At 68.1% G+C, this 17,860-nt stretch carries 17 protein-coding genes, 1 tRNA gene and 1 pseudogene; 15 read left to right on the top strand and 4 right to left on the bottom strand.

The window, feature by feature from the left end; all coding sequences use genetic code 11:
* Window positions 1-11 precede the first annotated feature (11 nt).
* Together hemW and ACTJLF_RS27360 are read left to right on the top strand one after the other, a co-directional pair.
* Window positions 12-1,274, top strand: a complete 1,263-nt coding sequence (hemW, locus tag ACTJLF_RS27365; RefSeq protein ID WP_132754089.1) for a radical SAM family heme chaperone HemW — start codon at window positions 12-14, stop codon at window positions 1,272-1,274.
* Window positions 1,275-1,306: 32 nt separating this feature from the next.
* A tRNA-Ser gene (locus ACTJLF_RS27360) sits at window positions 1,307-1,394 on the top strand.
* Between the two features lie 161 nt (window positions 1,395-1,555).
* Here the strand turns inward: ACTJLF_RS27360 and ACTJLF_RS27355 are convergent.
* Window positions 1,556-1,804, bottom strand: coding sequence for a hypothetical protein (locus ACTJLF_RS27355; RefSeq protein WP_132754087.1), 249 nt, complete (start codon window positions 1,802-1,804; stop codon window positions 1,556-1,558).
* A 441-nt stretch (window positions 1,805-2,245) separates the two neighbouring features.
* On the opposite strand from ACTJLF_RS27355, the gene ACTJLF_RS27350 reads away from it, so the two are divergent.
* The 4 genes from ACTJLF_RS27350 to ACTJLF_RS27335 all read left to right on the top strand — a co-directional run bounded on the left by ACTJLF_RS27350 (window position 2,246) and on the right by ACTJLF_RS27335 (window position 4,406).
* A complete protein-coding gene (locus tag ACTJLF_RS27350; RefSeq protein WP_132754085.1) occupies window positions 2,246-3,001 on the top strand; it encodes a hypothetical protein in 756 nt (251 codons plus the stop codon).
* Between the two features lie 5 nt (window positions 3,002-3,006).
* Window positions 3,007-3,525: an ATP/GTP-binding protein gene (locus ACTJLF_RS27345; RefSeq protein WP_132754083.1), complete on the top strand. Its 519-nt coding sequence runs from the start codon at window positions 3,007-3,009 to the stop codon at window positions 3,523-3,525.
* A 53-nt stretch (window positions 3,526-3,578) separates the two neighbouring features.
* Window positions 3,579-3,962 (top strand): roadblock/LC7 domain-containing protein, encoded by a 384-nt coding sequence (locus ACTJLF_RS27340; protein WP_019656467.1) that lies wholly within the window; start codon window positions 3,579-3,581, stop codon window positions 3,960-3,962.
* Window positions 3,963-4,046: 84 nt separating this feature from the next.
* Complete coding sequence (locus ACTJLF_RS27335) at window positions 4,047-4,406, top strand: hypothetical protein (RefSeq protein ID WP_019656468.1); 360 nt, start codon at window positions 4,047-4,049, stop codon at window positions 4,404-4,406.
* A 58-nt stretch (window positions 4,407-4,464) separates the two neighbouring features.
* Here ACTJLF_RS27335 and ACTJLF_RS27330 read toward each other — a convergent pair whose 3' ends face one another.
* Window positions 4,465-5,478, bottom strand: coding sequence for an AraC family transcriptional regulator (locus ACTJLF_RS27330; RefSeq protein ID WP_440884302.1), 1,014 nt, complete (start codon window positions 5,476-5,478; stop codon window positions 4,465-4,467).
* 238 nt (window positions 5,479-5,716) lie between these two features.
* Here ACTJLF_RS27330 and ACTJLF_RS27325 point away from each other — a divergent pair, with 238 nt between their 5' ends.
* The 5 genes and pseudogenes from ACTJLF_RS27325 to ACTJLF_RS27305 all read left to right on the top strand — a co-directional run bounded on the left by ACTJLF_RS27325 (window position 5,717) and on the right by ACTJLF_RS27305 (window position 10,818).
* Window positions 5,717-6,508 carry an SDR family oxidoreductase gene (locus ACTJLF_RS27325; RefSeq protein WP_440884301.1) on the top strand — a complete coding sequence of 264 codons (792 nt, stop codon included), beginning with the start codon at window positions 5,717-5,719 and terminating at the stop codon, window positions 6,506-6,508.
* A gap of 30 nt (window positions 6,509-6,538) precedes the next feature.
* Window positions 6,539-7,777 (top strand): styrene monooxygenase/indole monooxygenase family protein, encoded by a 1,239-nt coding sequence (locus ACTJLF_RS27320; RefSeq protein ID WP_440884300.1) that lies wholly within the window; start codon window positions 6,539-6,541, stop codon window positions 7,775-7,777.
* Window positions 7,778-7,790: 13 nt separating this feature from the next.
* Window positions 7,791-9,023: pseudogene (locus tag ACTJLF_RS27315) on the top strand (styrene monooxygenase/indole monooxygenase family protein); the annotation flags it as partial.
* Complete coding sequence (locus tag ACTJLF_RS27310; RefSeq protein ID WP_309938299.1) at window positions 9,024-9,524, top strand: flavin reductase family protein; 501 nt, start codon at window positions 9,024-9,026, stop codon at window positions 9,522-9,524.
* Between the two features lie 55 nt (window positions 9,525-9,579).
* Window positions 9,580-10,818, top strand: coding sequence for a dienelactone hydrolase family protein (locus ACTJLF_RS27305; protein WP_440884299.1), 1,239 nt, complete (start codon window positions 9,580-9,582; stop codon window positions 10,816-10,818).
* 19 nt (window positions 10,819-10,837) lie between these two features.
* Here ACTJLF_RS27305 and ACTJLF_RS27300 read toward each other — a convergent pair whose 3' ends face one another.
* The gene (locus ACTJLF_RS27300; RefSeq protein ID WP_019656474.1) at window positions 10,838-11,752 is read right to left on the bottom strand and encodes a LysR family transcriptional regulator; all 915 of its coding nucleotides are present in this window, start codon (window positions 11,750-11,752) and stop codon (window positions 10,838-10,840) included.
* A gap of 159 nt (window positions 11,753-11,911) precedes the next feature.
* Here ACTJLF_RS27300 and ACTJLF_RS27295 point away from each other — a divergent pair, with 159 nt between their 5' ends.
* Entirely contained in the window at window positions 11,912-12,904 is a 993-nt protein-coding gene (locus tag ACTJLF_RS27295) for a Bug family tripartite tricarboxylate transporter substrate binding protein (RefSeq protein WP_019656475.1), read from the top strand.
* A gap of 138 nt (window positions 12,905-13,042) precedes the next feature.
* Window positions 13,043-14,593, top strand: a complete 1,551-nt coding sequence (locus tag ACTJLF_RS27290; protein ID WP_440884298.1) for an amidase — start codon at window positions 13,043-13,045, stop codon at window positions 14,591-14,593.
* Here ACTJLF_RS27290 and ACTJLF_RS27285 read toward each other — a convergent pair.
* Entirely contained in the window at window positions 14,590-16,014 is a 1,425-nt protein-coding gene (locus ACTJLF_RS27285) for a short-chain fatty acyl-CoA regulator family protein (protein WP_440884297.1), read from the bottom strand. The two genes, ACTJLF_RS27290 and ACTJLF_RS27285, sit on opposite strands and share 4 nt — an antisense overlap.
* Before the next feature lie 121 nt (window positions 16,015-16,135).
* Here ACTJLF_RS27285 and ACTJLF_RS27280 point away from each other — a divergent pair, with 121 nt between their 5' ends.
* The gene (locus tag ACTJLF_RS27280) at window positions 16,136-16,561 is read left to right on the top strand and encodes an acyl-CoA thioesterase (RefSeq protein WP_126183015.1); all 426 of its coding nucleotides are present in this window, start codon (window positions 16,136-16,138) and stop codon (window positions 16,559-16,561) included.
* Window positions 16,558-17,727: a bifunctional 2-methylcitrate synthase/citrate synthase gene (gene prpC, locus ACTJLF_RS27275; protein WP_354412364.1), complete on the top strand. Its 1,170-nt coding sequence runs from the start codon at window positions 16,558-16,560 to the stop codon at window positions 17,725-17,727. The genes ACTJLF_RS27280 and prpC overlap by 4 nt, the downstream gene beginning before the upstream one ends.
* Window positions 17,728-17,860: the final 133 nt, after the last annotated feature.

Raw genomic sequence — 17,860 nt, 5'->3', positions numbered from 1 at the left:
GTACGCGATCGATGGCCACCACCTTCCCGATCCTGCCGGCGCAGGCTGCCGGCGCGCCGCACGCCAACGACGTGCTGCACTGGATGCGTCCCGGTCCGCTGCAGCTCAGCGCGCTGCCCCCGCTGTCGCTGTACATCCACCTGCCCTGGTGCCTGCGCAAGTGCCCGTACTGCGACTTCAACTCGCATGAATGGCGCGCCGCCAGCGAGGCCGACATCGACGGTATTCCCGAAGCGGCCTACATCGACGCGCTGGTGGCAGACCTCGACGCCGCGCTGCCGCTCATCTGGGGCCGCAGCGTCCACACCATCTTCATCGGCGGCGGCACGCCCAGCCTGTTTTCACCGCAGGCCATCGACCGCCTGCTGAGCGACGTGCGCGCACGCCTGAAGCTCACGCCCGACTGCGAGATCACGCTTGAAGCCAACCCCGGCACCTTCGAGCGCAACCGCTTCCGCGCATACCGCTCGGCCGGCGTCACGCGCCTGTCGGTGGGCGTGCAGAGCTTCAACGACGAGCATCTGAAGGCGCTGGGCCGCGTCCACGACCGCGCGCAGGCCATCGCCGCCCTCGAGGAGGCCGCGAGCAACTTCGACACCTTCAACCTCGACCTGATGTACGCGCTGCCGGGCCAGACCCTGGAAGACCTCGAGGCCGACCTCTCGCAGGCCCTCGCGCTCGCGCCGCCGCACCTCTCGGTTTACCACCTGACCATCGAGCCCAACACCTGGTTCGCCAAGTTCCCGCCCACGCTGCCCGAGGACGACATCGCCTACGCCATGCTCGACCGCATCACCGAGCGCACCGGCGCCCGCGGCATGTCGCGCTACGAGGTGTCCGCCTATGCGCGCGAAGGGCACCAGTGCGCGCACAACCTCAACTACTGGCAGTTCGGCGACTACCTCGGCATCGGCGCGGGCGCACACAGCAAGCTGAGCTTCGCCCACCGCATCGTGCGGCAGGTGCGCTTTCGCGAGCCGCGCCTGTACATGGAGAACGCACGCGCCGGCGCGGCCGTGTCGCAGAGCGACGAAGTGGCCCTGGCCGACCTGCCGTTCGAATTCATGCTCAATGCATTGCGGCTGAAGCAGGGCTTCACGCTGCCGCAGTTCAGCGAACGCACCGGGCTTGCGATGACGTCGATCCAGCGCGGCCTCGAAGAAGCCGAGCGCAAGGGCCTCGTCGAGCGCGACCTGTTCCGCGTATGGCCGACCGAACGCGGCCTCGACTTCCTGAGCGACCTGCAGTCGATGTTCCTGCCCGACGAGGAGTAGGGCGCCGCCGTCGGCATAAAATCGTCGGTTCCGGAGAGTTGGGTGAGTGGTTTAAACCAGCAGTCTTGAAAACTGCCGACGTGAAAGCGTCCGTGAGTTCGAATCTCACACTCTCCGCCAGAATCAATCTCTGGCAGTTTTTGAAAGTCCCGCGCAGCCTCTGCGACGGGACTTTTTCATTGATCCGTCCCTGCTTGCCGAGAGGGCTGCAGCGGATCCGCTGATGACTTCCTCCGACAGCTGCTGCGCCTAGTCCTTGTTGATGCCATCGGTGATCGCTGTCACGAGCGATTCAGCGTCCATGGCTCCGCTGCGGCAGGTCGCTCTTCGGAGAAAAAGTGGCGGTTGCATGTGCTCATGACAATGCGGACGCCCTCGGTGGTCGGCTTCGAAACGGCTGCATCGGTGCATTCATCGTAGTTCTTGCGCGCCGCAGGAGACAGTTGCTCGAAGCGCGTCTGAGCACGAGCGGTCATGGCGGCCAACAGAACTACGAGAAGACTGGCGCCGGTTTCAACTTCTTTTTTCACGTTCCGATGGCAGTTGCCGGTGCTCCTGGCTTGCCTTGATGGAAGCCCATGCGCTGGCCAGCCGGCGTGTTCTCACCCGGCCTCGCCGCAGCCAACCCGGGTGCCTCTTCGCCCCGCCTGAACAGCGGGCCATCGGCACTGCCGTCGCCCTGCCGCCACACCCCTCACCACCGATTCCCGTAGGCAGCAGTCGGGCTTTGTAATCTAGTGTTTTTATTTGCAACGGATGTTATATTTTCCCAGAAACATTCTCGTAACACTTAGGGCTTCAGTACAGGACTGACGGGCGTCTTCCTGTGGATGCCCATCATGGGGAGCTCTGGAATTGCAGTTCAAGCCGCAAGAAAGCCCCAATCCGGTGCGACTGGCCTCGGCCGTCGCTTGGCCGATCCGGAGCCGCCTGTGAACACGCCGGCTACTGCCCCTCGCGCCCGTCGCCCGTTGCTGAGCTTCAGCGTGGAGGGCCTGCCGGCCCGCGACGAGTTGCTCTTCAAGTCCCTTGTCCGGCTGCTCGACCATCGCACCCACCAGCACTGGGACTGGCAGGTCCAGGACGCCGATCTGCGCGTGGTGGGCGACAAGCTGTCGGCGCCACCCGAGCAGGATCCGGCGGAGCGTCCGGTGCCACTGCTGACGATCGGCGACACGCCGCCGCCGCACGGCCCTTTTCTGCGCCTGCCGCTGCATGCCGATGCGCTCGAGGCGATGCTCAACCGCCTCGGTGCGATGCTGGTCCACGCCCGTGAACTGGGGCTGGCCGCGGCTTCCCGCAGCCGCAGCGAGCAGGTCGCACGAGGCGAGGAATACCGCCTGCTGCGCTGGCCCTCGTCCACCCTGCTCGACACGAGCATGCGCATGAAGCTCGCGACGCTGCTCGCGACCCGTCCGGCAACGCCGCAGGCCTTGCAGCAACGCTCGGGCGCCAGCGCGCGCGAGTGCGCGGACTTCATCTCGATGCTGGAACGCGCAGGCTTCGTCGCCAGCAGCAGCGGCGGTGGCGGCAGCGGCAGTGGCGTCACCGGCTTCGCCAACAGCCGAGCACCCGAATCGATCTGGCCCGATTCGCACATCTCCTCCGGCAGCGAGGCGCATCACCCCGCTGCCGCCGGCCCGGCGGCCCGCGCCAACGTGGAGCCGGGCCTGCTCGCCCGCATCCGCAACCGGCTCGGCTTGCTGGCTTCCGGACCGAGGGCCTGAAGAGCGTGGAACACAAGATTCTTTTCACCGGCACCATGGGTGCGGGCAAGACCACCGCCATCGCCGCGGTGAGCGAGATTCCCCCGGTGCGCACCGAGGTGCGCAACAGCGACACCTCCGTCGCCAAGGCCACCACCACGGTCGGCCTGGATTACGGTGAACTCACGCTCGACAACGGCGAGAAGCTGCGCCTGTACGGCACGCCGGGGCAGATGCGCTTCGACTTCATGTGGCGCATCCTCGCGCGCGGCGCGCTGGGCCTCGTGATCCTGGTCGACAACAGCCGCCCCGATCCGCTGGCCGACCTGGAGGTGTACCTCGACGGCTTCGCCGAGCTGATCGAGAGCTCGGCCTGCGTGGTCGCGGTCGGCCGCATGGAAGCGCACCCAGAGCCCGGCCTCGAAGCCTATGCCCAGCGCATGCAGGACAAGGGCGTGCTGTGCCCCGTGCTGCCCGCCAACGTGACCGATCCGCAGCAGGTGGTGCAGCTGCTGGAGCTGCTGCTGATCCAGCTCGAGGCCTGAGGGCCGGACGGCTTCCCCTTTCTTTTTCACCGCAACGCCGGACCCCCAATCACATGAACATCGCACCCCGCATCAAGGACGCCGCCGAGACCGTCGTCGACACGCTCATGCGCGAGATCAAGGGCGTGAAGGCCGTGGTGATCGCGACCGAGGACGGCCTCGAGCTCGCCGCGCGCGCGCAGAACACCGCCCAGGTCGCGCGCATGTCGGCCATCGCGAGTTCGCTCGCGGCGCTCGGCGCGGTGGCGGGCGAGGAAAGCGGCCTCGGGCAATGCGAGAACGTCGCCATCGAAACCGCACTGGGCCACATCCTGATGCTGCAGGCCCGCCACCAGGAAGCCGGGCTGATCGTGAGCGTGGTCACTGGCAAGGACGCGGTCATCGGCCAGGCCCTGTACTTCTCCAAGCAGGCGACGTTGGCGCTGCAGCGGGCCTGAAGGCTTTCACCAGCGGCTGCCGCTCATCATTCGCCCGGGCGGCGGCCGATCATCAGGGCGATGGAATACCTACGAAAGACTCCGATGGCAAACATCAAGCAATCCATGGACGAACTCATGACCATCGACGGCGCGCTGTGCGCGGCGCTCGTCGACTCGGGCAGCGGCATGATCCTTGGACAGATCGGTTCGGGCGTCGACCTGGAAGTGGCCGCCGCCGGCAATACCGAAGTGGTGCGCGCCAAGCACAAGACGATGCGCGCGCTGGGCCTGAACGACGTGATCGAGGACATCCTGATCACGCTCGGCCGCCAGTACCACATCATTCGCCCGCTGCAGAAGCACGAAGGCCTGTTCATCTACCTGGTGCTCGACAAGTCGAAGTCGAACCTCGCGCTTGCCCGCCGCAAGACGCAGGACGTGGAGCAGACGCTGGCGGTCTGACGCGCCAAGCCGATCTGCGGGGTCCGGCGAAGAGCCGGGGCCCGCGCATGCGGCTCGGTCAGCAGGGGCGCAGCGCCCGGGTCTCCGAAGGCCTTTCCCCGAAGCGCGCGCGGTACTGTGCCGCGAAGTGCCCCAGGTGGAGAAAGCCGTACTTCTGCGCCACCTCTCGCACGCCGGCGCCATTGGCGCCCGCCGAGGTGCGCTGCTGCAGTTCGTTGCGCACCCTGTCGAGGCGCGTCTCGCGCAGGAACTCCATCGGCCCCTGGCCCGCGTGCTGGCGAAAGGCCAGCTGCAGCGCACGCGCACTGCAGCCGACCTCGCGGCAGACGTCCGCCAGCGACAGGGGCTGGTCCGCATGCGCCGACATGTATTCCTGGGCCCTGCGGACCACGCGCGGCAGCAGGCGCCGCTGGTTGTCGCCTGCCAGGGCCCTGGAGTGGTTGTGGCCCGCCGACATCAGCAGGCTGGAGATCAGGTAGGCCTCTGCGTGCTCGGCCAGCGGACCGCCGCCGTGCAGGCCGGTGCCGGCATCGAGCGTGAGCCGCAGGTAGTCGATGAAGTGCACCAGCGGCGCGAGCGTGGGGTTGTCCAGCGGCACGCCCAGGTCGAACACCAGCGGCTTTCCGACGGGGGCCTGCAGCAGCGATTCGAGCCGCGAATGCAGCGCGGAGCGGGCCAGTTGCACGATGAGGTGCGGGCTGCCGTCGGCCCAGCGCATCGACAGCGGCTCGGTGGGCGAGGGCAGCGAAGCGAGGCGGGGCGTGGCGTCGATCTGCTGCGCGCCGCAGCGGATTTCGGCGCCGCCGCGCAACGGAATCTGCAACAGGAAGAAATCCTGCAGGTAGCCCGGGTCGATCTGCACGCCGGGGCCGTACTGCACGTAGTTGAGGCTCACGTCCCGGTGCAGCTTCGCGCTGTGGTGGCAGGCGTCCAGTCTGGTGCGCGGCTTCAGCATCACGAGGCCGTGCGGGCAGAACACGCGGGCCACGCTCTCACGCGCCTCGTCCACGTCGTGGCTCTCGAAAAGCCGGTAGCGCTGCAGCGGCAACGGTGGGGTCGTGAGGGTTTCCATGGGGCGAGGACAGGGCGAGGGCACCGTAGCAAAAACCGTCCCCGCCCACAATTCGGACCTCCCCGCGGCCATCCCTCGGCCCTGACCCAGGAGCCGGCGCAGGCCATCGCCCCAAGAAATCTGCGCGCCAGGGACAGCGCCTGCGTTTGCGGGACTCGTCCGGCGCACCCTTGCCCATAACGTTCGCTCCACAGGCACCAGCCGGGCCTGCCCGATCAAACCGAGGAGAGCAAGCGTCATGTTCAAGGGACTCGAAGGCAAGAGCGCCATCGTCACCGGTGGCTCCACACTGATAGGCGCGGGCGTGGTGCGCGCCCTGCATGCGGCGGGGGTGAAGGTCGTCATCGCCGACATCGACGCCGGCAACGGCCAGGCGCTGGCCGATTCGCTGGGGGCCGGCGTGCGCTTCATGCGCACCGACATCACCGACGACGCGCAGGTGAAGGCCTGCGTGGCCGAGGCGGCCGAGCATCACGGCGGGGTGCACTTCCTCGTCAACCTGGCGTGCTCGTACGTGGACGACGGCTTCAAGTCGCCGCGCGCCGACTGGCTCACCTCGTTCAACGTGAACGTGGCCAGCGCCGTGGCGATGCTGCAGGCCGTGCATCCGCACATGGTGGCTGCCGGCGGCGGGGCGGTGGTCAACTTCACGAGCATCTCGTCGAGCGTGGCGCAGACGGGCCGCTGGCTCTATCCGGTAAGCAAGGCGGCGATGGCGCAGCTCACCCGCAACATGGCGATGGACCTCGCGCCCGACCGCATCCGCGTGAACAGCGTGTCGCCGGGCTGGACCTGGTCGGCGGTGATGAACCAGCTCACGAACGGCGACCGCGCCAAGACCGATCGCGTGGCCGCGCCTTTCCACCTGCTCGGCCGCGTCGGCGACCCGGACGAGGTGGCGCAGGTGGTGCTCTTCCTGTGCTCCGACCACGCAAGCTTCGTGACCGGTGCCGACTACGCGGTGGACGGCGGCTACTCCGCCATGGGGCCCGAGCAGGCCGTTCCCGCCATTCCCAAGTTGATGGACTGAGCTCCAGCCGGAGCATCGAAGGAGCAGCAAATGAAGCGAATCGCCATCGTCGGCGCGGGCCAGTCGGGCCTGCAACTGGGACTCGGCCTGCTTGCCGCGGGCTACGAGGTCACGATGTTCAGCAACCGCACGGGCGAGGACATCCGCCAGGGCAAGGTCATGTCTAGCCAGTGCATGTTCCACACCTCGCTGCAGATCGAGCGCGACCTGGGGCTCGACCATTGGGCGAGCGCATGCCCCACGGTGGACGGCATCGGTCTGGCCGTGCCGCACCCGGAGCAGAAGGGCGCCAAGGTCATCGACTGGGTCGCGCGGCTCGATTCGAGCGCGCAGTCGGTCGACCAGCGCGTGAAGATTCCGGCGTGGATGGACGAGTTCAGGAAGAAGGGCGGCGAGCTCGTCTTCAAGGACGCGGGCATCGACGAGCTCGAGACCTGCACGCAGACGCACGACCTCACGCTGGTGGCCAGCGGCAAGGGCGAGATCTCGAAGCTCTTCGAGCGCGACGCCCACAAGTCCACCTACGACAAGCCGCAGCGCGCCCTCGCGCTGACCTATGTGAAGGGCATGAAGCCGCGCGAGCCGTACTCGGCGGTGTGCTTCAACCTGATTCCCGGCGTTGGCGAGTACTTCGTGTTCCCGGCGCTGACCACCACGGGGCCGTGCGAGATCATGGTGTTCGAAGGCGTGCCCGGCGGCCCGATGGACTGCTGGGCCGACGTGAAGACACCCGAGGAGCATCTCGCGCGCAGCAAGTGGATCGTCGACACCTTCACGCCATGGGAGGCCGAGCGCTGCCATGACATCGAGCTGACCGACGACAACGGGATCCTCGCCGGCCGCTTCGCGCCCACGGTGCGCAAGCCGGTGGCGACGCTGCCGTCGGGCCGCAAGGTGCTGGGCCTGGCCGACGTGGTGGTGCTCAACGACCCGATCACCGGCCAGGGATCGAACAACGCGGCCAAGTGCGCAGACACGTATCTCAAGAGCATCCTCGCGCGCGGCGACGGCCCGGCCGACGCCGCCTGGATGCAGCAGACCTTCGACCGCTACTGGTTCGGCTATGCACAGTGGGTCACGCAGTGGACCAACATGCTGCTGGCCCCGCCGCCGCCGCACGTGCTCAACCTGCTCGGTGCGGCCGGCGCGGTACCGCCGCTGGCCAGCGCATTCGCCAACGGCTTCGACGATCCGCGCACCTTCTTCCCGTGGTTCGCGGACCCGACCGAGTCGCAGCGTTTCATCGACACCTGCGCAGCGGTTGCATAGCGGGAGCGGCACCATGAAGCGACGCGTGGCCATCGTCGGCGCCGGCCAGTCCGGCATGCAGCTCGCGCTCGGCCTGCAGAGCGCGGGGCACGAGGTGACGGTGTTCTCCAACCGCAGCGCACGGGAGATCGCCGAGGGGCCTGTGATGTCCAGCCAGTGCATGTTCGAGACCGCGCTGCAGACCGAGCGCGAACTGGGGCTCGACTGGTGGGCCGACGAATGCCCGGCGGTGGAAGGCATCGCCGTCGCGGTGCGCAACCCCGAAGGCGGCAAGGCCGTCGAATGGAGCGCGAAGCTCGACGGCCCCGCGCAGTCGGTAGACCAGCGGCTCAAGATACCCGCGTGGATCGCCGAGTTCGAGAGGCGCGGCGGGCAGCTGGTGCTGCGCGACGTGGACATCGACGATCTGGAGACCTGCACGCAGATGCACGACCTGGTGGTCGTGGCGAGCGGCAAGGGCGAGATCTCCAGGCTCTTCGAGCGCGACCCCCAACGCTCGCCCTACGAGCAACCGCAGCGCGCACTCGCACTGACCTATGTGAAGGGCATGAGGCCGCGCGGGCCGCACTCGGCGGTGTGCTTCAACCTGATTCCGGGCGTGGGCGAGTACTTCGTGTTCCCGGCGCTGACCACCACGGGGCCGTGCGAGATCATGGTGTTCGAAGGCGTGCCCGGCGGCCCTATGGACTGCTGGGCCGACGTGAAGACGCCCGAGGAGCATCTCGCGCGCAGCAAGTGGATCCTCGAAACCTTCCTGCCCTGGGAGGCCGAGCGCTGCAGGCACGTCGAGCTCACCGACGACAACGGCATCCTCTCGGGCCGCTTCACGCCCACGGTACGCAGGCCGGTGGCGACGCTGCCGTCGGGCCGCAAGGTGCTGGGCCTGGCCGACGCGGTGGTGCTCAACGACCCGATCACCGGCCAGGGATCGAACAACGCGGCCAAGTGCGCCGACATCTACCTCAAGCGCATCCTCGAGCATGGCGACGCGCTCTTCGACGCCGCGTGGATGCAGCAGACCTTCGAGCGTTACTGGGAGGGCTATGCCCGCTGGGCCACCGGCTGGACCAACAGCCTGCTCGCGCCCCCGGGGCCGCATCTGCAGAAGCTGCTGCAGAGCGCCTCCAGCATGCCGGCGGTCGCGAGCATCGTGGTCAACGGCTTCGACGATCCGCGCGCCTTCGCGCCGTGGTGGTTCGATGCGGCGGAGGCCGACCGCTTTCTCGAAGCGTGTGCACGCGAGGCCGTGGTCGACCGCTTCGACCGGCGCGACTTCCGCAAGGCCCTCGGGCAGTTCAGCACTGGCGTGACCGTCATCACCACCCGCGCGATGGACGGGCGGCGCGTGGGCATGACGGCCAACTCGTTCTCGTCGGTCTCGCTCGATCCGCCGCTGGTGCTGTGGAGCCTCGCGCGCCAGGCGCCGAGCCTGGCCGACTTCACCGGTGCCAGCCATTTCGCGATCAACGTGCTGGCGGCGAACCAGCATCACCTGTCGCGGCAGTTCTCGACACCGCAGGCCGACAAGTTCGGCGGCGTCGACTGCTGCGAGGGCACGGCCGGCGTGCCGCTGCTCAACGGCGTGATCGCGCGCTTCGTGTGCCGCAACGTCAGGCAGTACGATGGGGGCGACCACCTCATCTTCATCGGCGAGGTCGAGCGCTACGACCGCTTCGACGGCGAGCCGCTGGTCTTTCATTCGGGCTACTACCAGGTGACCACAAGACATCCGGAATGCATGCAATGAGCGCGTGGCCCGCCACACTTATCCCGTGAACCACCCCATGAACGGAGCAACACACATGCAGCAGAAAGCACCCCAGGCCGCACCACAGCGCATCCGCATCGAGGCCACCGACGCAAGCGGCAGCTTCAGCGGCTACCTCGCACTGCCCAGCTCGGGCACCGGGCCCGGCCTGGTCATCGCGCAGGAGATCTTCGGCGTGAACGACACGATGCGAGAGGTGGCCGACTACTACGCGGAAGAAGGCTACGTGGTGCTCGTGCCCGACCTGTTCTGGCGCCAGCAGCCCGACGTCGAACTCGGCTACACGCCCGAGGACTGGCAGCGCGCCTTCGGCTTCTACCAGGGCTTCGACGAGGCCAAGGGCATGGAGGACATGCAGGCCGCGATCACCGCCCTGCGCCAGCGGCCCGAGGTGCAGGACGCCAAGGTCGGCGTGCTCGGCTTCTGCCTCGGCGGCAAGCTGGCCTACCTCGCGGCGTGCCGCACCGATGCGGACGTGGCCGTGGGCTACTACGGCGTGGGCATCGATGCCGCGCTCGACGAGGCCGACAAGATCAAGCGCCCGCTCACGCTGCACATCGCAGAGCTCGACAAGTTCTGCCCGCCCGAGGCGCGCGACCGCATCGTGGCGGCGCTCAAGGGCCGCCCCGGCGTCTCGCTGCACGTGTACCCGGACATGGACCACGCCTTCGCACGCCTGGGCGGCGAGCACTACCACAAGCCCTCGGCGCTGATGGCGCACGAGCGCAGCATCGCCACGCTGAAGGACGCCATCGGCCCGCACTACGACCTCTCGGCGCTGTGGGACAAGCACTGCGAGTACGAGTTCGGCACACGCAACGTCGACGACACCATGTCGACCATGGTGGCCGAGCCCTACGTCAACCACATCCCGACCATGACCGGCGGCGTGGGCTACAGGAACCTGCACGCCTTCTATTCGAACCACTTCGTCAACAGCAACCCGCCCGACACCTCGCTGGTGCCGATCTCGCGCACCATCGGCGCCACGCAGGTGGTCGACGAGATGCTGTTCTGCTTCACCCACACCACCGAGATCCCGTGGATGCTGCCGGGCGTGGCACCGACCGGCAAGCGCGTGGAGATCCCGCTGCTCGCGGTCATCAAGTTCCGCGGCGACAAGCTCTACCACGAGCACATCTACTGGGACCAGGCCAGCGTGCTGGTGCAGGTGGGGTTGCTCGATGCGAAGCTGCTGCCGGTGGCGGGCGTGGAGACGGCCCGCAAGCTGCTCGACGAGACGCTGCCGTCGAACACGCTGATGCAGCGTTGAGGCCCTGAAGCCCTGAGCCCTAGTCCGAAGCCTTCACCGCATCCACCAGGAAGCGCACGAAGGCCTTGCCCGCGTCGGACAGCGAGCGGCCCGCCATGGTTTCGATGGCGAGGTGCCGCTCGTGCATCTCGCGGTCCTTCAGCGGGATAGCGACCAGCGCCTTGCTCTGCAGCAGCGCGCGGATCGACAGCGGACCGTAGAACGCGATGCTGCCGCCGCCCGCGGCCGCGAAGCTCAGCAGCGCGTTCGCATGGTTGCTCGACATCGCCAGCTGGTAGCGCAGCTCCTGGCGCGAGCAGCTCGCATCGAGCAGGCGGCGGATCGAGCTGTCCTCCTGCGGCAGCCCCAGCGGATAGGCCACCACCTGGCGAAGCGAGAGCTGCCGCTGGCGTGCGAGCGGATGGTCCATCGCCATCACCGCGAGGATGGGGCTCGGATGCCGCAGCTCCACCTCGATGCCCGGCTCCGGCAGCGCACTGAGCGTGATGCCCACGTCGGCCTCGCCGTCGCGCACCAGCCGCGAGATGTCGGAGGGCGCGCAGACCTCCAGGTGGAAGCGGATGCCCGCGTGCTTGAGGCGGAACTGCGCGATCAGCCTCGGTATGAAGTCGAAGGCGAAGCCCTCGGTGCTCGCCACGCGGACGTGGCCGCTGCGCAGTCCGCGCAGCCCGGCGATCTCGTTCGCGACGCGCTCGATGTCCTGCTGCGCCCGCTTGGCGTGCGCCGCGAGCAGTTCGCCCGCGGCGTTGGGCACCATGCCGCGGGCATGGCGTTCGAAGAGCAGGGTGTCGAGCTCCCGCTCCAGCCGCGCGACCTGCCGGCTCACGGCCGAGGGCGCGACGTTGAGCTTGAGTGCGGCTTCCTTCACCGAGCCGGTCTTCACGACCTCGAGAAAGTAGCGCACCGCTGTTTCCTGCAAGGCACGAGGCGCCATGGATCGCTCCTGCACGTGGTCCGGACGGTTGCTGAAGATTGCCGATTCGGCAACGAAGAATTCTAAACATTGCGCTTGTGGCACCGGCATGACGATCCTAGGATGAACTCGTTCGCACCCTCGAACCCCTGTCATCCAGTCGAAATTCCAGGAGTCCCGATGAACCGTCTTCCGCTCGTGGCGCGCATGGCATTGCTGTGCTGCAGCCTTGGATTTGGCGCCGTGCCGCTGACTTCGCTTGCCGCCGAGACGGGCTTTCCCGCGCGGCCGGTCACGCTGGTGATTCCCTTCCCGCCGGGCGGCGCCACCGACGTCAACGGCCGCGTGATCGCGCAGAAGCTCGGCAAGGAACTGGGCCAGCCGGTGGTGATCGAGAACCGCGGCGGCGCCGGCACGGTGGTGGGCGCGAGCTACGTGGCGAAGTCCACGCCCGACGGCTACACGCTGCTGCTGAGCTCGGGCTCCACCTTCACCGTCAACCCCGCGATCCGCAGCAACCTGCCCTACGACCCGGTGAAGAGCTTCGAGCCGATCGGCATCGCCGGTCGCGTGGCGCTGATCCTGCTGGCCAACAGCGAAGTGCCGGTGCAGACCGTCAAGCAGTTCGTCGAGTACGTGAAGGCCGCGCCGGACAAGTACTCGTACGGCTCCTTCGGCACCGGCACCACCGCCCAGTTCGCGGGTGAAACCATGCTGCGCGCCACCGGCCTGAAGATGACGCACGTGCCCTACAAGGGCAGCGCTCCGGCCATGACCGACCTGATGGGCGGGCAGATCCCGTTCACCATCGACACCGTGAGCGCGACAGTTCCGCAGCTCAAGAGCGGCAAGATCAAGGCGATCGCGCTCACCACCGCGAAGCGCTCTGCGCTGCTGCCCGACGTGCCCACCTTCGCCGAGAGCGGCTATCCCGACGTCGACATGGATTCGTGGCTCATGCTCGCGGCCCCCAAGGGAGTGCCCGCCGACGTGAAGGCGAAGCTGGAGAAGGCGCTCGCCGCGACCATCGCCGACCCCGAGACGAAGAGCAAGCTGCTGGCCGCGGGGCTGGAGCCGAGCTACAGCAACGCGGCCACGAGCGTGGAGCTGATCAACCGCGAGCTGCCGATCATGCGAGCCATCGCGGCGAGAGCCAACATCACTGCGGACTGAACAGGTTCTCCCCCAGGCTTCGCGCACTTCGTGTCGCTGCGCCTACCCCCTCGCCGGGGGCGACACCTACGGCCCGGCGGAGCCGGTTCCGTGGTGTCTTGCGAATGTGCAGCGCCATGGCCAGAACAAGAGACATCGATGACCTTTGCCAGAACAACCCACGATTCCGCCGACGAACTCGTCGAGAAATCCGCCGTCGAACTGCGCCGCCTCATCGGCAGCAAGCAGATATCGCCCGTCGAGCTGCTGGAGGCATGCATCGCGCGCATCGAGCGCGTGAACCCGTTCGTCAATGCGGTCACCGCCACCTGCTTCGATAGAGCGCGCGCCGAGGCGAAGGCGGCCGAAGGCGCCGTCATGCGCGGCGATGCGCTGGGCCTGCTGCACGGCCTGCCGATGGGCGTGAAGGACCTGGAGCCCACCGAGGGCCTGCTCACCACCTGGGGCTCGCCCATCTACCGCGACCACGTACCCACGGAAGACATCGAGCTCGTGGCGCGCCTGCGCCGGGCCGGCGCCATCGTCGCAGGCAAGACCAACGTGCCCGAGATGGGCGCGGGCGCCAACTCGCGCAACGACGTGTGGGGCGCCACGGGCAACCCGTTCAACCCGAACCTCAACGCGGGCGGCTCCTCGGGCGGCTCGGCGGCCGCGCTGGCCTGCGACATGCTGCCGGTGTGCACCGGCTCCGACACCGGTGGCTCGCTGCGCATTCCGGCCGCGAAGTGCGGCGTCGTGGGCTTCCGGCCCTCGCCGGGCGTGGTGCCCAGCGTGCGCAAGCCGCTGGGCTGGACGCCGATCTCGGTCGTCGGCCCCATGGGCCGCACCGTGGAAGAGGCCTGCCTGCAGCTGGCGGCATCGGCCGGCATGTGCGCGGGCGACCCGCTGAGCTATCCGCTCGACCCGATGTCCTTTCTCGTGCCGCCTCCGGTCGACCTGGGCCGGCTGCGCGTGGCATGGACCGAGGACTTCGGCATCTGCGCCGTGGACAACGGCATCCGTGCCACCTTCCGCCGCAAGATCGAAGCGATGCGGCACCTCTTCGGCCGCTGCGACAAGGTCGACTTCGACATGGGCGAGGCGCACCGCTGCTTCGACGTGCTGCGCGCCGAGGCCTTCGTGGCCGGCATGCAGGCGGCCTACGAGCGCGACCCCGACAGCCTCGGCCCCAATCCGCGCGCCAACTACGAGATGGGCGCGAGGATGAGCCTGCTCGACAGCGCCTGGGCACAGGCCGAGCAGACGCGGCTGCTGAAGCGCTTCCAGGCCACCTTCGCCGACTACGACCTCGTGCTGTCGCCGACCACGCCGGTCTCGCCCTTCCCGTGGACCCAGCTCTACGCCGCCACCATCAACGGCGAGCCGCAGGCCAACTACTACCGCTGGCTGGCGCTGACCTATGTGGTCACGCTGACCACGCACCCCGCGATCGCGCTGCCCTGCGGCCTCGACCACGCGGGCATGCCCTTCGGGCTGCAAATGGTGGGCGGGTTCAGGGCCGACCACCAGGTGCTGGGCGCGGCGCATGCGATGGAGGCGGCGTTCTCGTCGAACCCCGAGCTGCGGCGGCCGCGTCCCGACCTCGCTGCGCTGCGCGTGGCCGAACCTGCGCTGACTTCGATCGTCAGGATGCCGCCCGTCTTCGGCGATGGCCGTGCTGCCGCATCGGCCGCCGTGTCGGCCGTCTAGGAGTTCGCCACCGCATACGGCGTGAACCTGCTTTCGTTCTCGTTCACGTCCAGCGCCCGTCCGATGAACGGGAACGCCCGTTGCGGGCAGGCGGTGCGTTCGCACACCTTGCAGCCCATGCCGATGGGCGTGGGCGCTTCCTGGTCCGCGAGGTCGAGGCCCTTGGAGTAGACCAGCCTCGGCGCATGGCGGATATCGCAGCCCAGGCCGATGGCGAAGGTCTTGCTCGGTGAGCCGAAGCCGCGCTGCCCGTGCGAGACGGTGCGCGCCACCCACAGGTAGGTGCGCCCGTCAGGCATGCGCGCGAGCTGCCGCAGCACGCGGCCCGGCTGCGCGAAGGCCTCGTACACGTTCCACAGCGGGCAGGTGCCGCCGGTCTTCGAGAAGTGGAAGTGCGTGGCCGACTGCCGCTTCGAGATGTTGCCCGCGCGGTCCACGCGGATGAAGAAGAAGGGCACGCCGGGCGCGCCGGGCCGCTGCATCGAACTCAGGCGATGGCACACCGTCTCGAAGCCCACGCCGAAGCGGCGCGCCAGCAGGTCGATGTCGTAGCGCAGGGCTTCCGCCGTCTTCAGGAACAGGCCGTAGGGCAGCAGCACGGCGCTCGCGAAGTAGTTCGCCAGGCCGATGCGGGCGAGCGCATGCGTGGGTGCGTCGTCGATCAGGCTGGCGCCCTGCAGCAGCGATTCGATGAGCTGCGTCTGCTCCAGCAGCGCGAGCTGCGTCGCGAGCTGGAAGGCCTGCTGGCCCGGCTCCAGGCCCGACGACAGGCGCAGCACGCGGCTGGCCGGGTCGTAGCGGCGCTGGCTGTCGATGGCGTCTTCGTCGGTGGGCACCACGTGCACGCCGTGCTGCCTCGAAAGGCGCTGCTGCAGCCATTCCGACAGCGTGCCGCCGTGGCCGCGCGCCTCGTCGGCGAGCCTTTCCGCCTGCAGGTCGAGCTCCTCGAAATGGTTCTGGTGGGCGAAGAAGAAATCGCGCACCGCCTCGAAGGGCATGGGCCGCGCGTTCGTGAGTTCGCCGCGTCCGTCGCCGAGCTCGGCGGCCATGATCTCCAGCCGCTCCATCGCTTCCTGGTGGCGGCGGTGCAGCGCGAGCAGCGCGCGCGCCACGGCGGGCATCTGCGAAGCCACCTCGCGCAGTTCAGGCAGGGCGATGGCTTCGCCGCCGGGGTTGTCGGCCAGCGCGTCGCGCATGCTCGAGACGAGGCGGGCCTCCTCGTCTTCCGAGAACTGCTGCACGTCGACGCCGAGCGTGCGGCTGATCCTGAGCAGCACGGGCACGGTGAGTGGCCGCTGGTTCTGTTCGAGCTGGTTCAGGTAGCTGGGCGACAGGCCCAGCGCCTGCGCGAGTGCCACCTGCGTCAGGCCGCGCTCGGCGCGCAGCTTGCGCAGGCGAACGCCCATGAAGGTCTTGCTCATCGTGCGGCTCCTCGCTGGCTCAGGTTTTTCGCAATATTTGCAAATCTGGTGTTTCCCATTCGCAATGATTGGCAAATTCAGTCCTTCATTATGGGCAGGCAATTGCGTAAATTGCGAATCCATGACTGACGAGCGCACGGCCTTCGAACTCACGGAAATCGTGTTTCCCGAGCACGCCAACCACTACGGCACCCTGTTCGGCGGCAATGCCCTGCTGCTGATGTCGAAGGCGGCCTTTCTCGCTGCGCGTGCCCATGCCGGCACCGACGTGGTGATGGCCCGCTGCAGCGACGCGCAGTTCCTCGCGCCCGTGCCCGTGGGCAGCGTGCTGAGGCTGCGGGCGTGGATCGGCCGCGCCGGCCGCAGCTCGCTGACGGTGCGCGTCAGCGGCACGGCGCATCAGCTGGGGCGCGAGCCGGTGGCGGTGTTGCAGTCGCTGTTCGAAATGGTCGCGGTCGACCGCAGCGGCCGGCCCGTGCGCATACCCGCCTCGTTTCCGAAGCAGGAAATGAAGGACAAGGAAACCAAGGAGAAGGAAGCAGCATGAACGACATCGCCACCCCCGCCGAAGCCAAGGCCGGCTTCCGGCCGAAGAAGTCCGTGGCCCTGTCCGGCGTGACCGCCGGCAACACCGCGCTGTGCACGGTTGGGCGCACCGGCAACGACCTGCACTACCGCGGCTACGACATCCTCGACATCGCAGAGGTCTGCGAGTTCGAGGAGATTGCGCACCTGCTGGTGCACGGCAAGCTGCCCACGGCCGCGGAGCTGCGCGCCTACAAGGCGAAGCTCAGGTCGATGCGCGGCCTGCCTGCGAGCCTGAAGGAAGCGCTCGAGCAGTTGCCCGCCGGCGCGCACCCGATGGACGTGATGCGCACCGGCGTGTCGTCGCTGGGCTGCATGCTCCCCGAGAAGGAAGACCACAACCTGCCGGGCGCACGCGACATCGCCGACCGGCTGATGGCTTCGCTGGGCTCGATGCTGCTGTACTGGTACCACTGGTCCACGCAGGGCAGGCGCATCGACGTGGAGACCGAAGACGACTCCATCGGCGGCCACTTCCTCCACCTGCTGCACGGCCGCGAGCCTTCCGAAGCCTGGGTGCGCGCGATGCACACGTCGCTCAACCTCTACGCCGAGCACGAGTTCAACGCATCGACCTTCACCGCTCGCGTGGTGGCGGGCACCGGCTCCGACATGTACTCGGCCATCACCGGCGCCATCGGCGCGCTGCGCGGGCCCAAGCACGGCGGCGCCAACGAGGTGGCCTTCGAGATCCAGAAGCGCTACGACTCGCCCGACGAGGCCGAGGCCGACATCCGCCGCCGGGTCGAGGCGAAGGAGGTCGTGATCGGCTTCGGCCACCCGGTCTACACGGTGAGCGACCCGCGCAACGTGGTCATCAAGGGCGTGGCGAGGTCGCTGTCGCAGCAGGCGGGCTCGACCAAGATGTTCGACATCGCCGAGCGGCTCGAAGGCGTGATGTGGGAGGTGAAGAAGATGTTTCCGAACCTCGACTGGTTCAGCGCGGTGAGCTATCACATGATGGGCGTGCCCACGGCCATGTTCACGCCGCTCTTCGTGATCGCGCGCACCGCGGGCTGGGCGGCGCACATCATCGAGCAGCGCATCGACAACAAGATCATCCGGCCCAGCGCCAACTACACGGGGCCCGAGGACCTGGCCTTCGTGCCCATCGAGGCGCGCGCCTGAGGCGCGGGGTTCGCCGGTCCAGGGTTCATGCAGCCTCCGGGTGGTCAGGGCGGGGTCGGCGGACAGGCGCAAACTAGCGCTTGCCGACGCGACGGCACGCCGTTGCGGAACGCATGACAACAACACTGGAGAC

Source organism: Variovorax sp. 22077 (genome assembly GCF_052044195.1).
Classification (GTDB): Bacteria; Pseudomonadota; Gammaproteobacteria; order Burkholderiales; family Burkholderiaceae_C; genus Variovorax; species Variovorax atrisoli.
Note: the sequence above shows the minus strand (reverse complement) of the source record. Positions and strands in the feature narration are given on the sequence as shown.